The 13,773-nt window shown below is 51.9% G+C and carries 15 protein-coding genes; 3 read left to right on the top strand and 12 right to left on the bottom strand.

What is annotated here, in order from left to right; translation table 11 throughout:
- Positions 1-30 precede the first annotated feature (30 nt).
- The 6 genes from K7P01_RS14515 to K7P01_RS14540 form a co-directional block, all read right to left on the bottom strand.
- A complete protein-coding gene (locus K7P01_RS14515; protein WP_267294176.1) occupies positions 31-432 on the bottom strand; it encodes a response regulator in 402 nt (133 codons plus the stop codon).
- Positions 429-1,721 carry a sensor histidine kinase gene (locus K7P01_RS14520; RefSeq protein ID WP_267294178.1) on the bottom strand — a complete coding sequence of 431 codons (1,293 nt, stop codon included), beginning with the start codon at positions 1,719-1,721 and terminating at the stop codon, positions 429-431. Before K7P01_RS14520 ends, K7P01_RS14515 begins: the two co-directional genes overlap by 4 nt.
- A 4-nt stretch (positions 1,722-1,725) precedes the next feature.
- Complete coding sequence (locus tag K7P01_RS14525) at positions 1,726-2,019, bottom strand: circadian clock KaiB family protein (RefSeq protein ID WP_267294180.1); 294 nt, start codon at positions 2,017-2,019, stop codon at positions 1,726-1,728.
- 22 nt (positions 2,020-2,041) lie between these two features.
- Positions 2,042-2,335 (bottom strand): circadian clock protein KaiB, encoded by a 294-nt coding sequence (gene kaiB / locus K7P01_RS14530; RefSeq protein ID WP_267294182.1) that lies wholly within the window; start codon positions 2,333-2,335, stop codon positions 2,042-2,044.
- Positions 2,319-4,076, bottom strand: a complete 1,758-nt coding sequence (gene kaiC / locus K7P01_RS14535) for a circadian clock protein KaiC (RefSeq protein ID WP_267294184.1) — start codon at positions 4,074-4,076, stop codon at positions 2,319-2,321. The genes kaiB and kaiC overlap by 17 nt, the downstream gene beginning before the upstream one ends.
- A 211-nt stretch (positions 4,077-4,287) precedes the next feature.
- Positions 4,288-5,502, bottom strand: coding sequence for a carboxypeptidase-like regulatory domain-containing protein (locus K7P01_RS14540; protein ID WP_267294186.1), 1,215 nt, complete (start codon positions 5,500-5,502; stop codon positions 4,288-4,290).
- Between the two features lie 154 nt (positions 5,503-5,656).
- On the opposite strand from K7P01_RS14540, the gene K7P01_RS14545 reads away from it, so the two are divergent.
- The gene (locus K7P01_RS14545) at positions 5,657-6,760 is read left to right on the top strand and encodes a sensor histidine kinase (protein WP_267294188.1); all 1,104 of its coding nucleotides are present in this window, start codon (positions 5,657-5,659) and stop codon (positions 6,758-6,760) included.
- Positions 6,761-6,814: 54 nt separating this feature from the next.
- Complete coding sequence (locus tag K7P01_RS14550) at positions 6,815-7,558, top strand: LytR/AlgR family response regulator transcription factor (protein WP_267294190.1); 744 nt, start codon at positions 6,815-6,817, stop codon at positions 7,556-7,558.
- Positions 7,559-7,616: 58 nt separating this feature from the next.
- On the opposite strand, the gene K7P01_RS14555 is transcribed toward K7P01_RS14550, so the two are convergent.
- The 3 genes from K7P01_RS14555 to gloA2 are packed head-to-tail and all read right to left on the bottom strand — an operon-like array spanning position 7,617 to position 9,277.
- Positions 7,617-8,267: a DUF4230 domain-containing protein gene (locus K7P01_RS14555; protein WP_267294192.1), complete on the bottom strand. Its 651-nt coding sequence runs from the start codon at positions 8,265-8,267 to the stop codon at positions 7,617-7,619.
- Positions 8,268-8,271: 4 nt separating this feature from the next.
- Complete coding sequence (locus K7P01_RS14560) at positions 8,272-8,898, bottom strand: DapH/DapD/GlmU-related protein (protein WP_267294194.1); 627 nt, start codon at positions 8,896-8,898, stop codon at positions 8,272-8,274.
- Positions 8,888-9,277 carry an SMU1112c/YaeR family gloxylase I-like metalloprotein gene (gloA2, locus tag K7P01_RS14565; RefSeq protein ID WP_267294196.1) on the bottom strand — a complete coding sequence of 130 codons (390 nt, stop codon included), beginning with the start codon at positions 9,275-9,277 and terminating at the stop codon, positions 8,888-8,890. Before gloA2 ends, K7P01_RS14560 begins: the two co-directional genes overlap by 11 nt.
- Before the next feature lie 86 nt (positions 9,278-9,363).
- On the opposite strand from gloA2, the gene K7P01_RS14570 reads away from it, so the two are divergent.
- A complete protein-coding gene (locus tag K7P01_RS14570; RefSeq protein ID WP_267294198.1) occupies positions 9,364-9,816 on the top strand; it encodes an acyl-CoA thioesterase in 453 nt (150 codons plus the stop codon).
- 6 nt (positions 9,817-9,822) lie between these two features.
- Here the strand turns inward: K7P01_RS14570 and K7P01_RS14575 are convergent, their stop codons facing one another.
- From K7P01_RS14575 to K7P01_RS14585, 3 genes are read right to left on the bottom strand one after another with little or no spacing between them, the layout of a single operon-like run.
- Positions 9,823-11,799, bottom strand: a complete 1,977-nt coding sequence (locus tag K7P01_RS14575) for a sensor histidine kinase (RefSeq protein WP_267294200.1) — start codon at positions 11,797-11,799, stop codon at positions 9,823-9,825.
- Between the two features lie 43 nt (positions 11,800-11,842).
- Positions 11,843-12,826, bottom strand: coding sequence for a porphobilinogen synthase (gene hemB, locus K7P01_RS14580; protein ID WP_267294202.1), 984 nt, complete (start codon positions 12,824-12,826; stop codon positions 11,843-11,845).
- A gap of 22 nt (positions 12,827-12,848) precedes the next feature.
- Positions 12,849-13,718, bottom strand: a complete 870-nt coding sequence (locus K7P01_RS14585; protein WP_267294204.1) for a DUF3667 domain-containing protein — start codon at positions 13,716-13,718, stop codon at positions 12,849-12,851.
- Positions 13,719-13,773 lie beyond the last annotated feature (55 nt).

A 13,773-nucleotide genomic window follows, 5' to 3' on the forward strand; every position in this document is an offset into this window, starting at 1 on the left:
CAAAGAGAGGCCACCAAAAGTGGCCTTTTTTTACTTCCGCACCAGCTGCAGGAAATTATCCATCATTTTCAGGTATCCCTCTTCCGTTATAGGCTTCACCGCGACCATCCCTGCACCCAGCTTTTTGCACTCGATGATCAGGTTGCTGTCGGCATAGGTGGAATAAATCACCGCCACGATGTTGGCAAACCGCTCGTTTGCTTTTAAAAAGGCCAGCGTTTGCCGTCCGTTCATCATCGGCATGTTCTGGTCAAGTATGATGAGGTCGGGCAGTGCCTCGTCGGCACCGAGGTTTTGCAGATACTCCACCAGCTCCACACCGTTTGCCATGGCGGGCAGCAGTTTCAGGTGTTTGCGGGAGGAGAAAAAAGAATAGAACATATCCCGATCGTCGGGATCGTCCTCCACCAATACTACACGCGTGATGGTCATCTCAGGTTGGTCTGCTTCAGCGGTAAAATAATACTAAACTCCGATCCTTTGCCTGGTGCACTTTTGGCAATGATCAGTCCGTGGTGTTTGTCGATGATCTTTTTGGCAATGGCCAGTCCGATGCCCGACCCTTCAAAGGTAGATTTATGGTGCAGCTTTTCAAACAGGCTGAAAATGGCATACGCAAATTTTTCATCGAAGCCGATGCCATTGTCGCGTATGCTGATGTGACAATATTCCTCTTCGTTCAGTAAGGCAACGCCCAGCTCTACGGCCTTCACAGGCTTGGCGGTTACAGAAATATAGGGTTTGCTGCCGGGGGTAGAAAATTTGAGCGCATTGCTCAGCAGGTTATAAAACACTTGCCGAAGTTGACCCCGGTTTCCTTCTACAACGGGCAGCTCGCCCACATCGATGACAGCATGCTGTTCAACGATCTTCAGGTCAAAATCTTCCAGGATTTCATCTACCAGCCGCTGTAAGTTTACTACTCCGGGCTGTGCGTCATTCGCCGACAGCCGGGAATAGGTGAGGATGTCGACGATAAGCGTCTTCATTCGGTTTGAGGCCGAAATGATTTTATCGATATACTGTTTGGAGGAATCAGTCAGCGCGTGGTAGCTGCGCTCCATTAGAAAATTGGAGAATACCTGGATCTTCCGCAGCGGTTCCTGCAGGTCGTGCGAAGCGACCGAGGCGAATTGCTGCAGGTCGTGATTGCTGCTCAGTAAGGCATTGTTCAGCGCTTCCAGCTGCTCATTTTTATGTTTCAGCTCTTCCTCCGTTTTTTTCTGTTGCGTCAGGTCGGTGATGATCATGCTCAGCGTTTTGTCGCCATCAAAATCCAGCACCTTCAACGACAGCTGTACCGGCAGCGACTCCATGTCGCCTAACAAAACCTCTTCGCGTTTGGCAGAGTCCTGCCAGGCCGCCGATAGTACCTGCTCAAATAGTGGGCGGTCGGCCGCAGCAACAAATTGTATAAAGGGGCAGCCTAGCACCTTTGACAACGGTTGCCGTACCATGGCGGCAAACTGCGCATTACTAAACAGAATGATGCCGGCGGCGTTCAACGTCACCGCGCCTTCTGTCATTTCCTCGACAAAGATCCGGTAGGTGTGATCTGCCGACCGCAGTGTATACAGCGCATGTCCATCGTCGCCCTTCACTACCAGTGCATCGATCTGGCCGGTGCGGATCGCGTCGAGCGTATCGTTGGCTTCTTCCAGTTGCGTCTTCAGTGCATCGATTTCGGCCTGCAGTGTATGGATGGAGGATTGTGGTTCCATGACGTTACCCATTTATGCCTAAGCCGTTTAGAACTTTGCGAAGGTCAGACATGTCTCCGATGAGCCTTCGTGCCGGTAGGGGACTGTCTTTGATCAGCATCGGTAGCGCGATGATCTGTTGCTGTTCCGCTACGGCGGCATCCTGGCGCACGTCGATGATCGTGAGGTGATAGCGACCCGCGAGGTGGGTTTCCAGTATATGCTGTAGATTATCGATGGCTCGCAGGGAATTGGGAGACGCGCCCGAAACATATAATTTCAGGACGTATTCGTGGGCAGAATGTGCAGGTGCTCCCATAGCGCGTTGGTACGTTAACGTATTACTGGCGGGCTGGACGAATGTCGAGGCCTACCAGTACCTTCTCTTCGTTGGAAAGGTCGCCGATGATCTTGCGTACGGGTTCCGGCACTTTTTTTACAAGCGTGGGGATGGCCAGGATCTGATCGCCTTCGGCCAGCTGGGGGTTCACCAGCAGATCGATCACTTCGATCTCATAAATACCTTTCAGATGCTCTTCACAATATCGCTTGAGATTGTTCAGGGCGGTAACAGATCGTGGTGTATTGCCGGCAATGTATAGCCGCAGCTCGTATTTTTTACTTGCTTTTGCCATTGCCTTTTCCGCTTTTTGATGCGTTTTCATTTAAGTACCGCTTTTTGACCAATTCCATCCTGTTCTTTTCCAGGATCTCCTGCCGCAGCTGCTCTTCCTGTTGGGTACGGTATAGCTCATCTTTCAACGACTCGAATTCCTCCTGAAGGCTGGCGATCTTGGCTTCGAGCACGGTCTTCTTGCGCTGAATCTCGCGGTCGCGGCGAGTGTGCCCATGTGATTTCAATGCCTGGCCTGTTACTTCTTCCAACTGCTGCGCTTCGCGCGCCGAGCCGATGAGTATGCCATTAGGCCCCAGGTAGACATCCACCAGCTCCAGCCCTTTACGGGTAATGATGAACTCACGCACCTGGTTGGAGTGTTTCATGCCCCGGGACTTCATGATGTATAGGCCGCGGTTGCGCTCGCCGTTCGACTCGAGATCCCGCACGGTAATCCAACTATCTACTAGCGATGACACGCCTTCATCCGTTTGCTCTGTTACAGAACTGTTTAAGGTCAGCGCTGTAAACAGCACCGTTATCTGCTTCCTCTGCAGAAAGTCAATAAGCCGTATCAGCATCGCCTTGACCTCGCTGACCGTTCCGATCGTGACCAGGTTGGTAATCGGGTCGAGTATGATGACGCGGGGATTAAACTGTTGGATCTTTTTGTGGATCTCTACCAGGTGCATTTCCAGGCCGTGCACGGTAGGCCGTGAAGAATGGAACTGTAGCAGGCCGTTTTCGACGTGCGCCTCGAGGTTCATGCCAATGGACCGCATGTTGCGCACGATTTGCTGGGGAGATTCCTCAAAGGCAAAGAACAGGCACCGCTCTTTGCGCAGGCATGCCGCGTTGGCGAAAGACGCCGCAATGCTGGTTTTGCCGGTGCCGGCCGTTCCCGAAATCAGGATACTGGACCCGCGGAAAAATCCCCTGCCCTCGTCCAGCATCTGGTCGAGCGATGGTATACCCGACGCGATTTTATCCCGGGATACAGGATATTTCAGCTCCAGCGAAGTGATCGGCAATACTGAAATGCCATCTTCATCAATCAAGAAAGGATATTCATTTGTGCCGTGCACCGTGCCCCGGTATTTCACCACCCGTAGCAGGCGGGTTGACACCTGGTTCCGCACGCGATGCTCCAACAAGATCACACAGTCCGATACGTACTCTTCCAACCCCTGCCGTGTCAGGGTATTGATGCCCCGTTCGCCGGTAATGATCGTGGTAACACCTTTGTCTTTTAGCCACTGGAACAACCGTCGTATTTCCGAGCGCAGGATGCCGTCGTTTGACAAACCACCGAATAAGTTCTCGATCGTATCCAGCACAACGCGCTTTGCACCGATGCTCGTGATGGCATGTTCCAGGCGGATAAACAGGCCCGAAAGATCATACTCGCCGGTTTCTTCGATCTCGGTCTTATCGACGTGTACATAATCGATCTTGATCTTTTTATCCCGCTGCAGCTTGCTGAGATCGAACCCGAGCGAGGCCACGTTTGTAGCAAGCTCATCGCTCTTCTCCTCAAACGCAACGATCACGCCGGGTTCTTTGAACTTCAATGCGCCGTTCACGATGAATTCGATCCCCAATAAGGTTTTGCCAGAGCCGGGACCCCCACAAATAAGTGTCGGTCGTCCCTGGGGCAAGCCCCCATGGGTAATCTCGTCAAGGCCAGTGATGCCAGTGGGGGATTTTTTTAATTGTTTGTCCGTCAAAACGGGTTGTAGACTCCTTTTGCTTTTTGCCATGCGCAATAAATTGAAACGACAATAACGGATCAGCAAAATATAAACGAGACAAGCTGATGCGTACCGCGGAAGGAAGATTTCTGATAGAATGCTAAAAGTAGTGAAACTCCCGAAAATAACTAGGGCTAATCAGCGAACGGGAAAATTATAGTAATTAAAGACACTTTTGCAAACGTCCCTCGGGCAGTCGGTACGGGTTTATCCGGAACTGTTATTCGTCTGCAAACTGCTGCTCCAACGGCGCGATCTTCTCCAGGTCTTCCCGGATTTTTGCGTCCAGCGTCGTTTCCTTTAGTACGTTATAGCTCGCCCAAAACTCTTTGTTGTACGGATAGTCCTGGTATTGCAGCCCATAGCTGCGCATCTTCTCCGTAGCGCCGATGCGGCTTTTGGTATCGGCGTGAATCTCGTTGATTACTAAATGCTGTACTAATTCAGTTTCAAACTTCGGCTCGTCTGTCCGTTCATCGTGCCAGCGTTCGCGGGAGTTGACAGTGATGTAGTTCAGGTACATCTTGCCCTGGTAGCGGCGGAAGTCGATGGCTTTGGTATACTTGAGGTATTTGCTGACCATGCCCTTTCGGATCGCCAGGTTGTCGCCGGCAGTCTCCATTTCAAATTCCAGGTGGACGATGGAGTAATCGGTCTTGTCGATATATACTTTCAGGAAGAACTGGTCGGTGGTGCTGACGACGAAAATGTCGTGTCCGTTGTAATGCGAGTCGGGCTCGCGGGTCATGCTGGCGAGGAACTCTTCGTCGGCCTCGATCTGGCGGTAACGGATGTTGTTGTGCAGCAGTAAGTCTTCGAGGAGGTTGGTCTGGCCAAAGTAAGAGGTAAATTTGTTGTCGTAGCCAATGCTCTTGCGTACCTCTACCAGCTTGACACGTTCGCGCAATTTGTTTTTGTTACGGGGCTCGGCGTAGTTGTCGTCGTATATCTTGACAGCAGCTTCCAGTAGGGCGATGCTGGTGCCGCCGATCTTTTTTACGTCGCGGTAAAAGCCGTCCATCAGGAACGGCTGCATGGGGAAGTTCTGGTCGATGCGCGACAGCGCTATACGGAAGATTTCGCCGCCTTTATCCAGCGAGTCGGTTACGACCACTTCCTCGAGCATCGTGATCGACTTGGTAAGCCGGATCTGAAGGGGTTGTTCGGCCAGGAGCGACCAGACGGGGGCTTCGTAGTTGAGGTACCCCAGCATACTAATGACCAGGATGTCATTGCGATAGGCAGCCTCAAAGTAGAAATCAAATTCACCCTGCAGGTTGGCAATGGTGCCCACGGGCTTGCCTTTAATCGCCATAGAGGCATAGGGCAGGGGTTCACCCGTGTCGGTATCGGAAACCTTTCCGGTTAAGGCTATTTTCTGCGTCCAACCCGGTAAAATGACGCAGAAGAGGCCAATAATGAGGATAAACCGCATGCAGAGAGTAGCAATAAGCGGTCAAGTTGACCATTAAACCGTTTCTTTCAAATACTTTGTAGGATAATCCCTCATTTTGCAGATTTAACGCCAATAATTCAGCCTAAACGTATTTGCATTTCATTGCTTACTTTTAATCATGAATTTGCCGGGCTTGAAGTCATTAGAAGAAATACCCCGTATCTGGAAAAGAGCCTACCTGGTGCTTTGCTTCTGGTTTGCCGCCAATTACGGCGTGGGCACCTTTATGAAGTGGAAGCTTGAAAACCAGCCGACCTATATCTTCTGGAATGCCCTGCAGTTGTTTGAGGCGCTCTGTATTTTTATCATCATCATCTTTTTCTATACCAACTGGCTGTTTCGTTTTAATATCTATGTGCAAATAGCCGGTCACGCAGTGGGAGCCATGTTCCACTTCCTGGCAATGGGTACCCTGTCTTATTACCTGGAAACCTATGTTGAGGGCTATACTGGCTGGGACTACTGGCGCGAGCACATCATCGGGCTGCTGAAATGGGAGGGGCTCCACTTCCACGACCAGTATATCATTACCATTGGCGTGTACTACGTCATTCGCTATTTCCAGGGCGTGCAGCACCAGGAGCAAGAGAAAAGCGAACTAGCCCTCAAGAACCGGGAAATGCAGATTTCACTGCTCAAATCGCAGATCAACCCGCACTTTCTGTTTAATACCCTTAACTCCATTAATACCCTGATCGGGTCCAGTAAAGAGCAGGCCCGCAAGGTGATCACCCAACTGTCCGATATCTTCCGTTATGCGCTCGACTCGCATGGCGACCAGATGGTCAAGCTCATACACGAGCTGGACTTTATCGACAACTATATTCGCATTCAGCAGGTACGTTTTGGCGACCGTCTGAAGTTCGTCAAGCAGGTCGATTTCTCATGCCTGAGTGTGGAAATCCCGCCGATGATCCTTCAGCCGCTGGTGGAGAACTCGGTAAAATATGGTATCGCCCCCAAGGATGATGGCGGTACGATTATTTTAACCGTGAAGCGTTTTAACAATATGATATTTTTCGAGGTCAAAGATGACGGTCTTGGCTCTAATGCCAAGAAGGTAATGGACGGCAGCTCCAGTGGGGTAGGTATGAAGAACACGGACGAGCGCCTGAAAAGTATCTTTGGTCCCGGTTCGGGCTTGCGGATACACTCCAATGAATGGGGGTATTCTGTCAGCTTCTTCATACCGTTTGAGGAGCCCGCCGTCGCGGAGCTCAATAGTAAAGCCGTGTAGACCCCTCTATGAAAACAGAATATATCAACCTCACCATAACTAAATTGTAGTTTCATGAATATAACCTGTGTTATCGTAGACGATGAAAAACTGGCCCGTGACCTGCTTCAGGAATATATACAGCAGATCCCGAACATCCAGATCATTGGTGAAGCTTCCAAAGGGAAGGAAGCCGTAGAGTTGATCGACAAAGAAAAACCCGACCTGGTGTTTCTCGACGTACAGATGCCTGGCATGACCGGCTTTGATGTGCTGGACGAGATCACCCACGACCCCTATGTTATATTTTGCACGGCCTACGACCAGTATGCCATCAAGGCCTTTGAGAAAAACGCCGTAGATTATATCCTCAAGCCACTGGACCAGGAACGGTTCAAACAGGGTGTTGAGCGCGCCATTGCCCGCATGAAGATGGAGCAAAATAATGTGGGCGAGCTGCTGCGCAACATGAAGACAGAAAACAAGACTTCGTACGACTCACACATCTTCGTACAAAAGTCTGAAAAGCTGCTCAACCTGCCGGTAGATGAAATTGTATACCTCGAAGCCTCCGGCGATTATACCATCCTCACGACCAAAAACGATCAATTCGTAAGCTCGTCGGGTATTGGTAAACTGGAAGAAATTCTGAACCCGGAAATTTTTATCCGTGTGCACCGCAGTACGATCATCAACATCAACAGCCTGAAAGAAATCGAAAAGCATTTCAACGGCGGCATGGTGGTAAAGATGCAGAACGGCAAAAGCTTCCCGGTAAGCCGCACGTATGCGAAGCTGATCCGGAAAAAGGTTGTTTAAATTGTCCTGTAATAACCAGACGGGATGTAAGCCACTCTACGGAGTGGCTTTTTTTATGTCAGCGCCGCTCGATTGTTTCGGTGGATGTATAGCGGATCACGGCATGCTTGTCGTGTTGTTTCAGGATTTCACGTATGCGAACCTCAAATGCCTTTTGCGCGTCGGCGACAAAGGGCGCCTGTTCGGCATACCGCCGGGCATCGGCCGAATACGCATTCATGGCCGCGGAGCGGTCAGCGGCATCGACCCAGTTCCAAATACCATTTTCGTCACGGAAGGTAACGTCGGGCTGCGATTCGAGCGACAGCAACTGCGGCGCGGGCAGGGTTACCGTGGCCACGGTGTCGTCTATGGAAATGGCGAATTTTTTCTGCAGATCAAACCCAGCCTTGGCTTCGAATGTACCCGTGATCTCGATCTTTTTTGTGCTCTTCATCCACGTGTTGCGCCACTCGTACCGGTGTTGAAACTTCTGCGACAGCGTAGCCAGCTCCAGAATAGGGATTTGTTGCTGCAGTACGACTGTGTTGTTGACCGTCACCTCGGGTGTAAAATGAAACGCCTCACGAAAGTCTTGTCCCAATTGTCGCGCGCCGGCGTAGGCCTTCTCGGCCAGGCGTGCCGGGATGACGACAATCAATACATAGGCCGTGATGCTGAGCGTGATCAGCAGGATGATGACGAGGACGATCTTGCGGTTTGAAAACATGCCGTTATGCCGGGTAGGTTACTTGTTCCACCAGCTCCAACCGGCGTACAATGCTGCGGGGTGTAAGAATGGTGCCAGGTGAAAGTACGGCGTTGGCACCGATTCTGGTATTGTCGCCTACCAACGCGCCGAACTTGGTAATGCCGGTGGCATAGCGATGGCCCTGGAGCATGACGTCGATAAGTTTGTCCGTGCGTTCGTTGTAGTGGTTGGCAATGATGGAGCCGGCCTCCATGTTGACGCCGGTACCGATAATAGAGTCGCCGGCAAAGTTGAAGTGCGCGAGTGCAGCACCCGGCATAATAAAACTGGACTTTACTTCGCAGCCCGGGCCGATGCTGGTCTTCTCACCAATATACACGCCGTTGCGTATGTACGCATGCGCGCCGATAAAACAGCCCGCGGAGATGATGACGGGTCCTTTGAGAATAACATGCTCTTCCACCCGGGCATCTTTATGAATAGCCACCAATCCCTGCACGGCATAGTCGTCGGGCAACATTTTGATCTTGTCACTCAGGATTTCCGACGCGGCAGCGACGACCTGCCAGGGCAGCAGGTGCGACAGGTCGGGAAATAACGTATTGAACCGGGCGACGTAGTCGCTGAGGCGAAGCATTTCAGGACTCATAAAGCTCCAGGGGTAAATTGTCAGGATCGCGAAAGAATGTAAACTGCTTGCCGGTATATTCGTCGATGCGTATGGGCTCGGGCGTTATGCCATTCTTCTGCAGCGTGGCTACGGCGGCCTCGATGTCGGTTACGGCAAAGGCCAGGTGGCGCAGGCCACAGGCCTCGGGGCCCGAGGGCCGCGGGGGCGGGTTCGGGAAAGAAAACAACTCCAGTGTATAGGTGTCGTTCAGCGCCAGGTCGAGCTTATACGAGTTGCGCTCGGCGCGGTAATACTCGCCCACGACGGTAAAGCCCAGGATTTCTGTATAAAACCGTTTGGAGGCTTCGTACGATGAGCAGATGATGGCGATGTGATGAACGTGGCGCAACGAAAGCATAAACAAGCAAAGGTTTACCTGCTAAAGTTCTATAAAATAATGTTCCCAAAATAGTACCTTGACCACTGTTAATGTCGATACATCCCATGGAAAAATTTATCCTGCCCATACAGATCCGCTGGTCTGACATCGATCAGAATCGCCACATGCGCCACTCGGTGTACTACGACTACGGCGCCATGATGCGCATGGCCTTGCTGTCGTCGGAAGGCCTGACTACCGCCAAGCTCGAAGAATTAAAGATCGGCCCCATTCTTTTTCGCGAGGAGGCCGTCTTTCGTCGTGAGATCAAGCTCGAAGATAAGATCACGATAGACGCCGAAGTAATCAAGGCGACACGCGATTACGGCCGTTGGAGCCTGCGTCATAACATTACGCGTGAAGATGGTGCGGTGTGCGCGATCCTTACCGTAGACGGCGCCTGGATCGATATGGAAAAACGCAAGCTGACGATTCCGAGCGAGTTTGTTCACGGGGCCTTTGCCAAGTTTCCGCAGGCCCCCGACTTTCAATGGGTAGAAGCCAAACAGCCGCAGTAGACGCGCCTATCCGTTTGCCATACTCTGGCGTATAGCCAGGTCGCTTTCCGGCAGCGAGAAGAAGAATGTGGTGCCTTTGCCTTCCGCGGTCTCAAACCAAATGCGGCCGCCGTTCTTTTCAACGAACTCGCGGCATAGCAGCAGGCCGAGGCCGGTACCTTTTTCTTTGCTGGTGCCCGGCGTAGTAATGCTGTTGAGCGTAAACAGCCGGTTGCGATGTGACGCCGGTATCCCTACACCCGTGTCGGCCACAGAGATAATCACCTGGCGGTCTGTGCGGAGGAAAGAAAGTGTAATCATGCCATCCTCACCGGTAAACTTAATGGCATTGGTAAACAGGTTGCGCAGCACTGACCGGACCATGTTCAGGTCGGCATACGCTTGTAGCTTATAGCTATGGAGATTGTTGCGTACGGTAATGTTCTTGCGCTTGATCTCGGTAGTCAGCAGAGACACGGTTTCGTCGGCAATGTCGGACAGGTTGATTTGTGACGGTTCGTACGACTCGCCCTTCAGCTGGAGCGTAGCCCACTGCAATAAGTTTTCGATGAACTCCGTGGTGTGGCTGAAGCGCTCCTCCAGGGAGTTGGAGAGCTGTTGGAATTCTTTGGCGCTTACGTCGCCGGCACGCAGTAACGAGAGTGCCAGTTGCAATGAGCTGAGCGGTCCTTTGATATCGTGTGATACAACGGAGAACAACTTGTCTTTTACCCGGTTTACCTCTTCGAGGCGCTCGCTCTTGTTTTGGATCTCTTCGGTGCGTAACAACACTTCTTTTTCCAGGCGCTCGTTCTCGTCCTGATTGCGTTTTAGCTCCAGTTCTTTGGCACGACGATTTTCCTTCTCCAGAATATTCCAGCGGTCGCCGAGCGCAAAGGAGATGAACAGCATCTGCAAGATGCAGCCGATCATCAGGCCGCTGTAGTTTGTGCTCATATACCCGGGCACAAATCCCAGGTTGCTCATGGTAAAGACAGACGTGGCGGTGAGGATGGTGATCCAGGCCATCAGGTAATAGCGGGCCGACCGGTATTTTTTATAGAAGCAATACCCTGCGCTGATCAGGGACAACATGCAGTGGATCAGGATAAAGTAATGATGGTACTGGTACGAGATCTTGCGGAAGAAAATAAACATCAGAATGCCCGCCAGAACATTCAGCGACATATTCAGCAACATGAGACGGTCCAGTAAGCGGCTGAATTTGGGCAGGTTCAGGAACGACCGTGTCAACATGGTGGAGGCTGTGACAAATGCCGGCCCCGAGAACATGGCAAAGACGTCGTTTAAAACAGGCGTCTGGGGAAAGATGTACAGGAAGGTATATCCTTGAAAGTACGCGACGATATTGATCATCGTCAGCAGCGTGCAGACATAGTAGAATGTGATCTTATCCCGTACGGAAAAGAACAGGAACAGCTGGTAAAGCATCATCAGGATCATGCCTCCATAGAAGAGGCCGTTTATCAACTGAATGTTATAAATACCGTTGAGGAATGCCCGGCGATGCCAGAAGGTTACGGGCAACTGCACCGACGACACGGTATGCACGCGCAAATAAATGGACTTCGACTCGCCTGGCTGCAGGCTGAACGTAAACACGGGGTGGCGATGGCGCAGGGTGCGGGAGGAGATCGGCAGGGTGTCACCACAAATCTTGTGCACCCATGTCAGCGACGAGTCCGAAGCCATGTAAAAGTCGATGTGGTCGAGCGGTGCGTAGTTCACCTCCATCATCCAGTCCTTTTCGTGCGAGTCGTTTGTTACATCAAACCGGAACCAATGCACCGCCCGGTCGAACCCAAAGTTGGGTGCGTCAGCCGGCGGTAGCGAGTCGAGCTGCATCTCGCGGATACGATCGATGGTCAGCTCGCCGGTGGCGTCGCGCCAATGCATCATGTTTCCTTTTACCACCACCCAGCCGCTGTCAGACAGCCGCAATCCCTGCGGCAGCGCCGTCAGTGACAGGAGGAGAAGAAGCAAAACAAGAAGAGGGGTCTTGCGGCGCATAAAAGGGGGATAGGGACTATTGACGCTTCACGGCCTGCGCAAACTCTTTGGCAAAATAGGTCAGAATAATATCTGCCCCGGCACGCTTCATGCTCAGCAGCATTTCCTTCGCCACACGCTCGCCGTCGAGCCATCCCTTCTGTGCCGCCGCCTTCACCATCGAATATTCACCGCTGACGTTGTAGGCAGCGATAGGTAAGTCGGAGTTGTCTTTCAATAATTTAATAATGTCCAGGTATGCCAGCGCCGGTTTCACCATCAGGAAGTCGGCTCCCTCTTCGGTGTCCAGCGCGGCCTCGATCATGGCCTCACGGCTATTGGCCGGGTTCATCTGGTAGGTTTTTTTGTCGCCGAACTTTGGTGCCGAATCCAGGGCATCGCGGAACGGATTATAAAAGCCGCTGGCATACTTGGCGGTATAGCTCATGATCGACACGTCGGTAAAACCATTGTTGTCGAGCACTTCGCGCAGGTAGCCTACACGTCCGTCCATCATGTCGGACGGGCCGAGTATATCGATGCCGGTTTCGGCTTGTGCCAGGGCCATCTTGCCTAGGATCTCCAGCGTCTCGTCGTTCAGGATATTACCGTCCTCTACCAGGCCATCGTGGCCGTCCGAGCTGTAGGGGTCCATGGCCACGTCCGTCATGATACAAGCTTCGGGAAATTGTTTCTTTACCTCGCGCAATGCCCGCAGGTAAAAGAAGTTTGAATCATAGCTTTTGGTGGCCGTTTTATCTTTCAGCGACTCTTCCACTACCGGGAAGATGTCGAACGCCCGGATGCCTAAGTTCAGACATTCTTCGACTTCTTTCAATACCAAGTCGGTCGACAGCCGGAAAATGCCGGGCATTGACGCGACTTCCACCTTTTGGTTCTTACCGTCCAGCAGGAAGATCGGGAAGATCAGGTCGTCGGTTGTTACTTTGGTCTCTTCCACCAGGGCCCGTATAGCTGCACTTTTTCGGTTCCGTCGGGGTCTGTGTGATAGTTGTATCATGGTCTGCGAACAATATGTTATGCTATAAAATTCCTCGGGTGACGATGTAGCCGGTGAACACTACTGCCGTTATAAACAGGCATAGCATCACGGCAAAGATGCCCTTCAGAATACTCTTCCACCAGGACTGTTCATGCACGTGCCGCAGCGATATTGCCACGTATACGCATACAACGCCTATGAGCGGCCCGCCAGTATAGCCGCGCCACGCCGGTGTCACCCACAGCAGGAGGGCCAGCAACAGCGAGATCAGAATGTACACAAACGATTGGAGGTGCATGGTATAAATCAGGTGGTCAACGTAATACGTCTTGCGGCGTATGTAAAAGAGCTTAAAGATCAGGGCATAAACCGGTAGCAGGAAGAACGAAATGTACTTGATGTTGTGAAAGAACTCCGCGAGGCCGGCCCGCGCATCCTGCATCATTTGCTCAGGTGTTTTCGCGCCGTCTTTACCATCGTCCCGGGTGGTGATGCTGACCCCGAACTGTTTTTTCCGGGGTGAAGCTTGGGTCGAGTCGGCAGAGGATACCTTTTCCTGTGTGATGATCTCCTGGCGAATAACCTCTTCGAACTTGTGATAATAGAGGTTGGAGATCAACACCATGAAGATGGTACAGAAAAAGAACAGGCGCAGGGGGTGTATGTTGCTGACGCGCTTGCCCTCCAGGTATTGACGGGTCAGGTAGCCGGGCCGGGTGAACAGCGGCAGCAGCCCTTTAAAGAACTTCGAGTCGTAGTGTAAGTAGTCGGAAATGAAATGGCCCACGATATGCACAAAAGAATCGCGCAGCTCGATATTCTCCTGACCGCATTCGGGGCAGAATTTACGTGTTACTTCGGCACCGCAGTTCAGGCAGTTAGTTTCAACGCGGTATTTCTTGTGGCTCATGGGCGGGGTAAGCGAAAGGTAAAGGTAACGGCTTCCGGGAGATCAAAAAACAGCC

The sequence above is a fragment of the Parachryseolinea silvisoli genome (genome assembly GCF_021190955.1).
Lineage (GTDB): Bacteria > Bacteroidota > Bacteroidia > Cytophagales > Cyclobacteriaceae > Ohtaekwangia > Ohtaekwangia silvisoli.

What these genes read in the sequence shown, in the direction of transcription:
- K7P01_RS14515 (WP_267294176.1), bottom strand. Translation starts at nt 432, where the DNA reads ATGACCATCACGCGTGTAGTATTGGTGGAGGACGATCCCGACGATCGG.
- K7P01_RS14520 (WP_267294178.1), bottom strand. Translation starts at nt 1,721, where the DNA reads ATGGAACCACAATCCTCCATCCATACACTGCAGGCCGAAATCGATGCA.
- K7P01_RS14525 (WP_267294180.1), bottom strand. Translation starts at nt 2,019, where the DNA reads ATGGGAGCACCTGCACATTCTGCCCACGAATACGTCCTGAAATTATAT.
- kaiB (WP_267294182.1), bottom strand. Translation starts at nt 2,335, where the DNA reads ATGGCAAAAGCAAGTAAAAAATACGAGCTGCGGCTATACATTGCCGGC.
- kaiC (WP_267294184.1), bottom strand. Translation starts at nt 4,076, where the DNA reads ATGGCAAAAAGCAAAAGGAGTCTACAACCCGTTTTGACGGACAAACAA.
- K7P01_RS14540 (WP_267294186.1), bottom strand. Translation starts at nt 5,502, where the DNA reads ATGCGGTTTATCCTCATTATTGGCCTCTTCTGCGTCATTTTACCGGGT.
- K7P01_RS14550 (WP_267294190.1), top strand. Translation starts at nt 6,815, where the DNA reads ATGAATATAACCTGTGTTATCGTAGACGATGAAAAACTGGCCCGTGAC.
- K7P01_RS14555 (WP_267294192.1), bottom strand. Translation starts at nt 8,267, where the DNA reads ATGTTTTCAAACCGCAAGATCGTCCTCGTCATCATCCTGCTGATCACG.
- K7P01_RS14560 (WP_267294194.1), bottom strand. Translation starts at nt 8,898, where the DNA reads ATGAGTCCTGAAATGCTTCGCCTCAGCGACTACGTCGCCCGGTTCAAT.
- gloA2 (WP_267294196.1), bottom strand. Translation starts at nt 9,277, where the DNA reads ATGCTTTCGTTGCGCCACGTTCATCACATCGCCATCATCTGCTCATCG.
- K7P01_RS14570 (WP_267294198.1), top strand. Translation starts at nt 9,364, where the DNA reads ATGGAAAAATTTATCCTGCCCATACAGATCCGCTGGTCTGACATCGAT.
- hemB (WP_267294202.1), bottom strand. Translation starts at nt 12,826, where the DNA reads ATGATACAACTATCACACAGACCCCGACGGAACCGAAAAAGTGCAGCT.
- K7P01_RS14585 (WP_267294204.1), bottom strand. Translation starts at nt 13,718, where the DNA reads ATGAGCCACAAGAAATACCGCGTTGAAACTAACTGCCTGAACTGCGGT.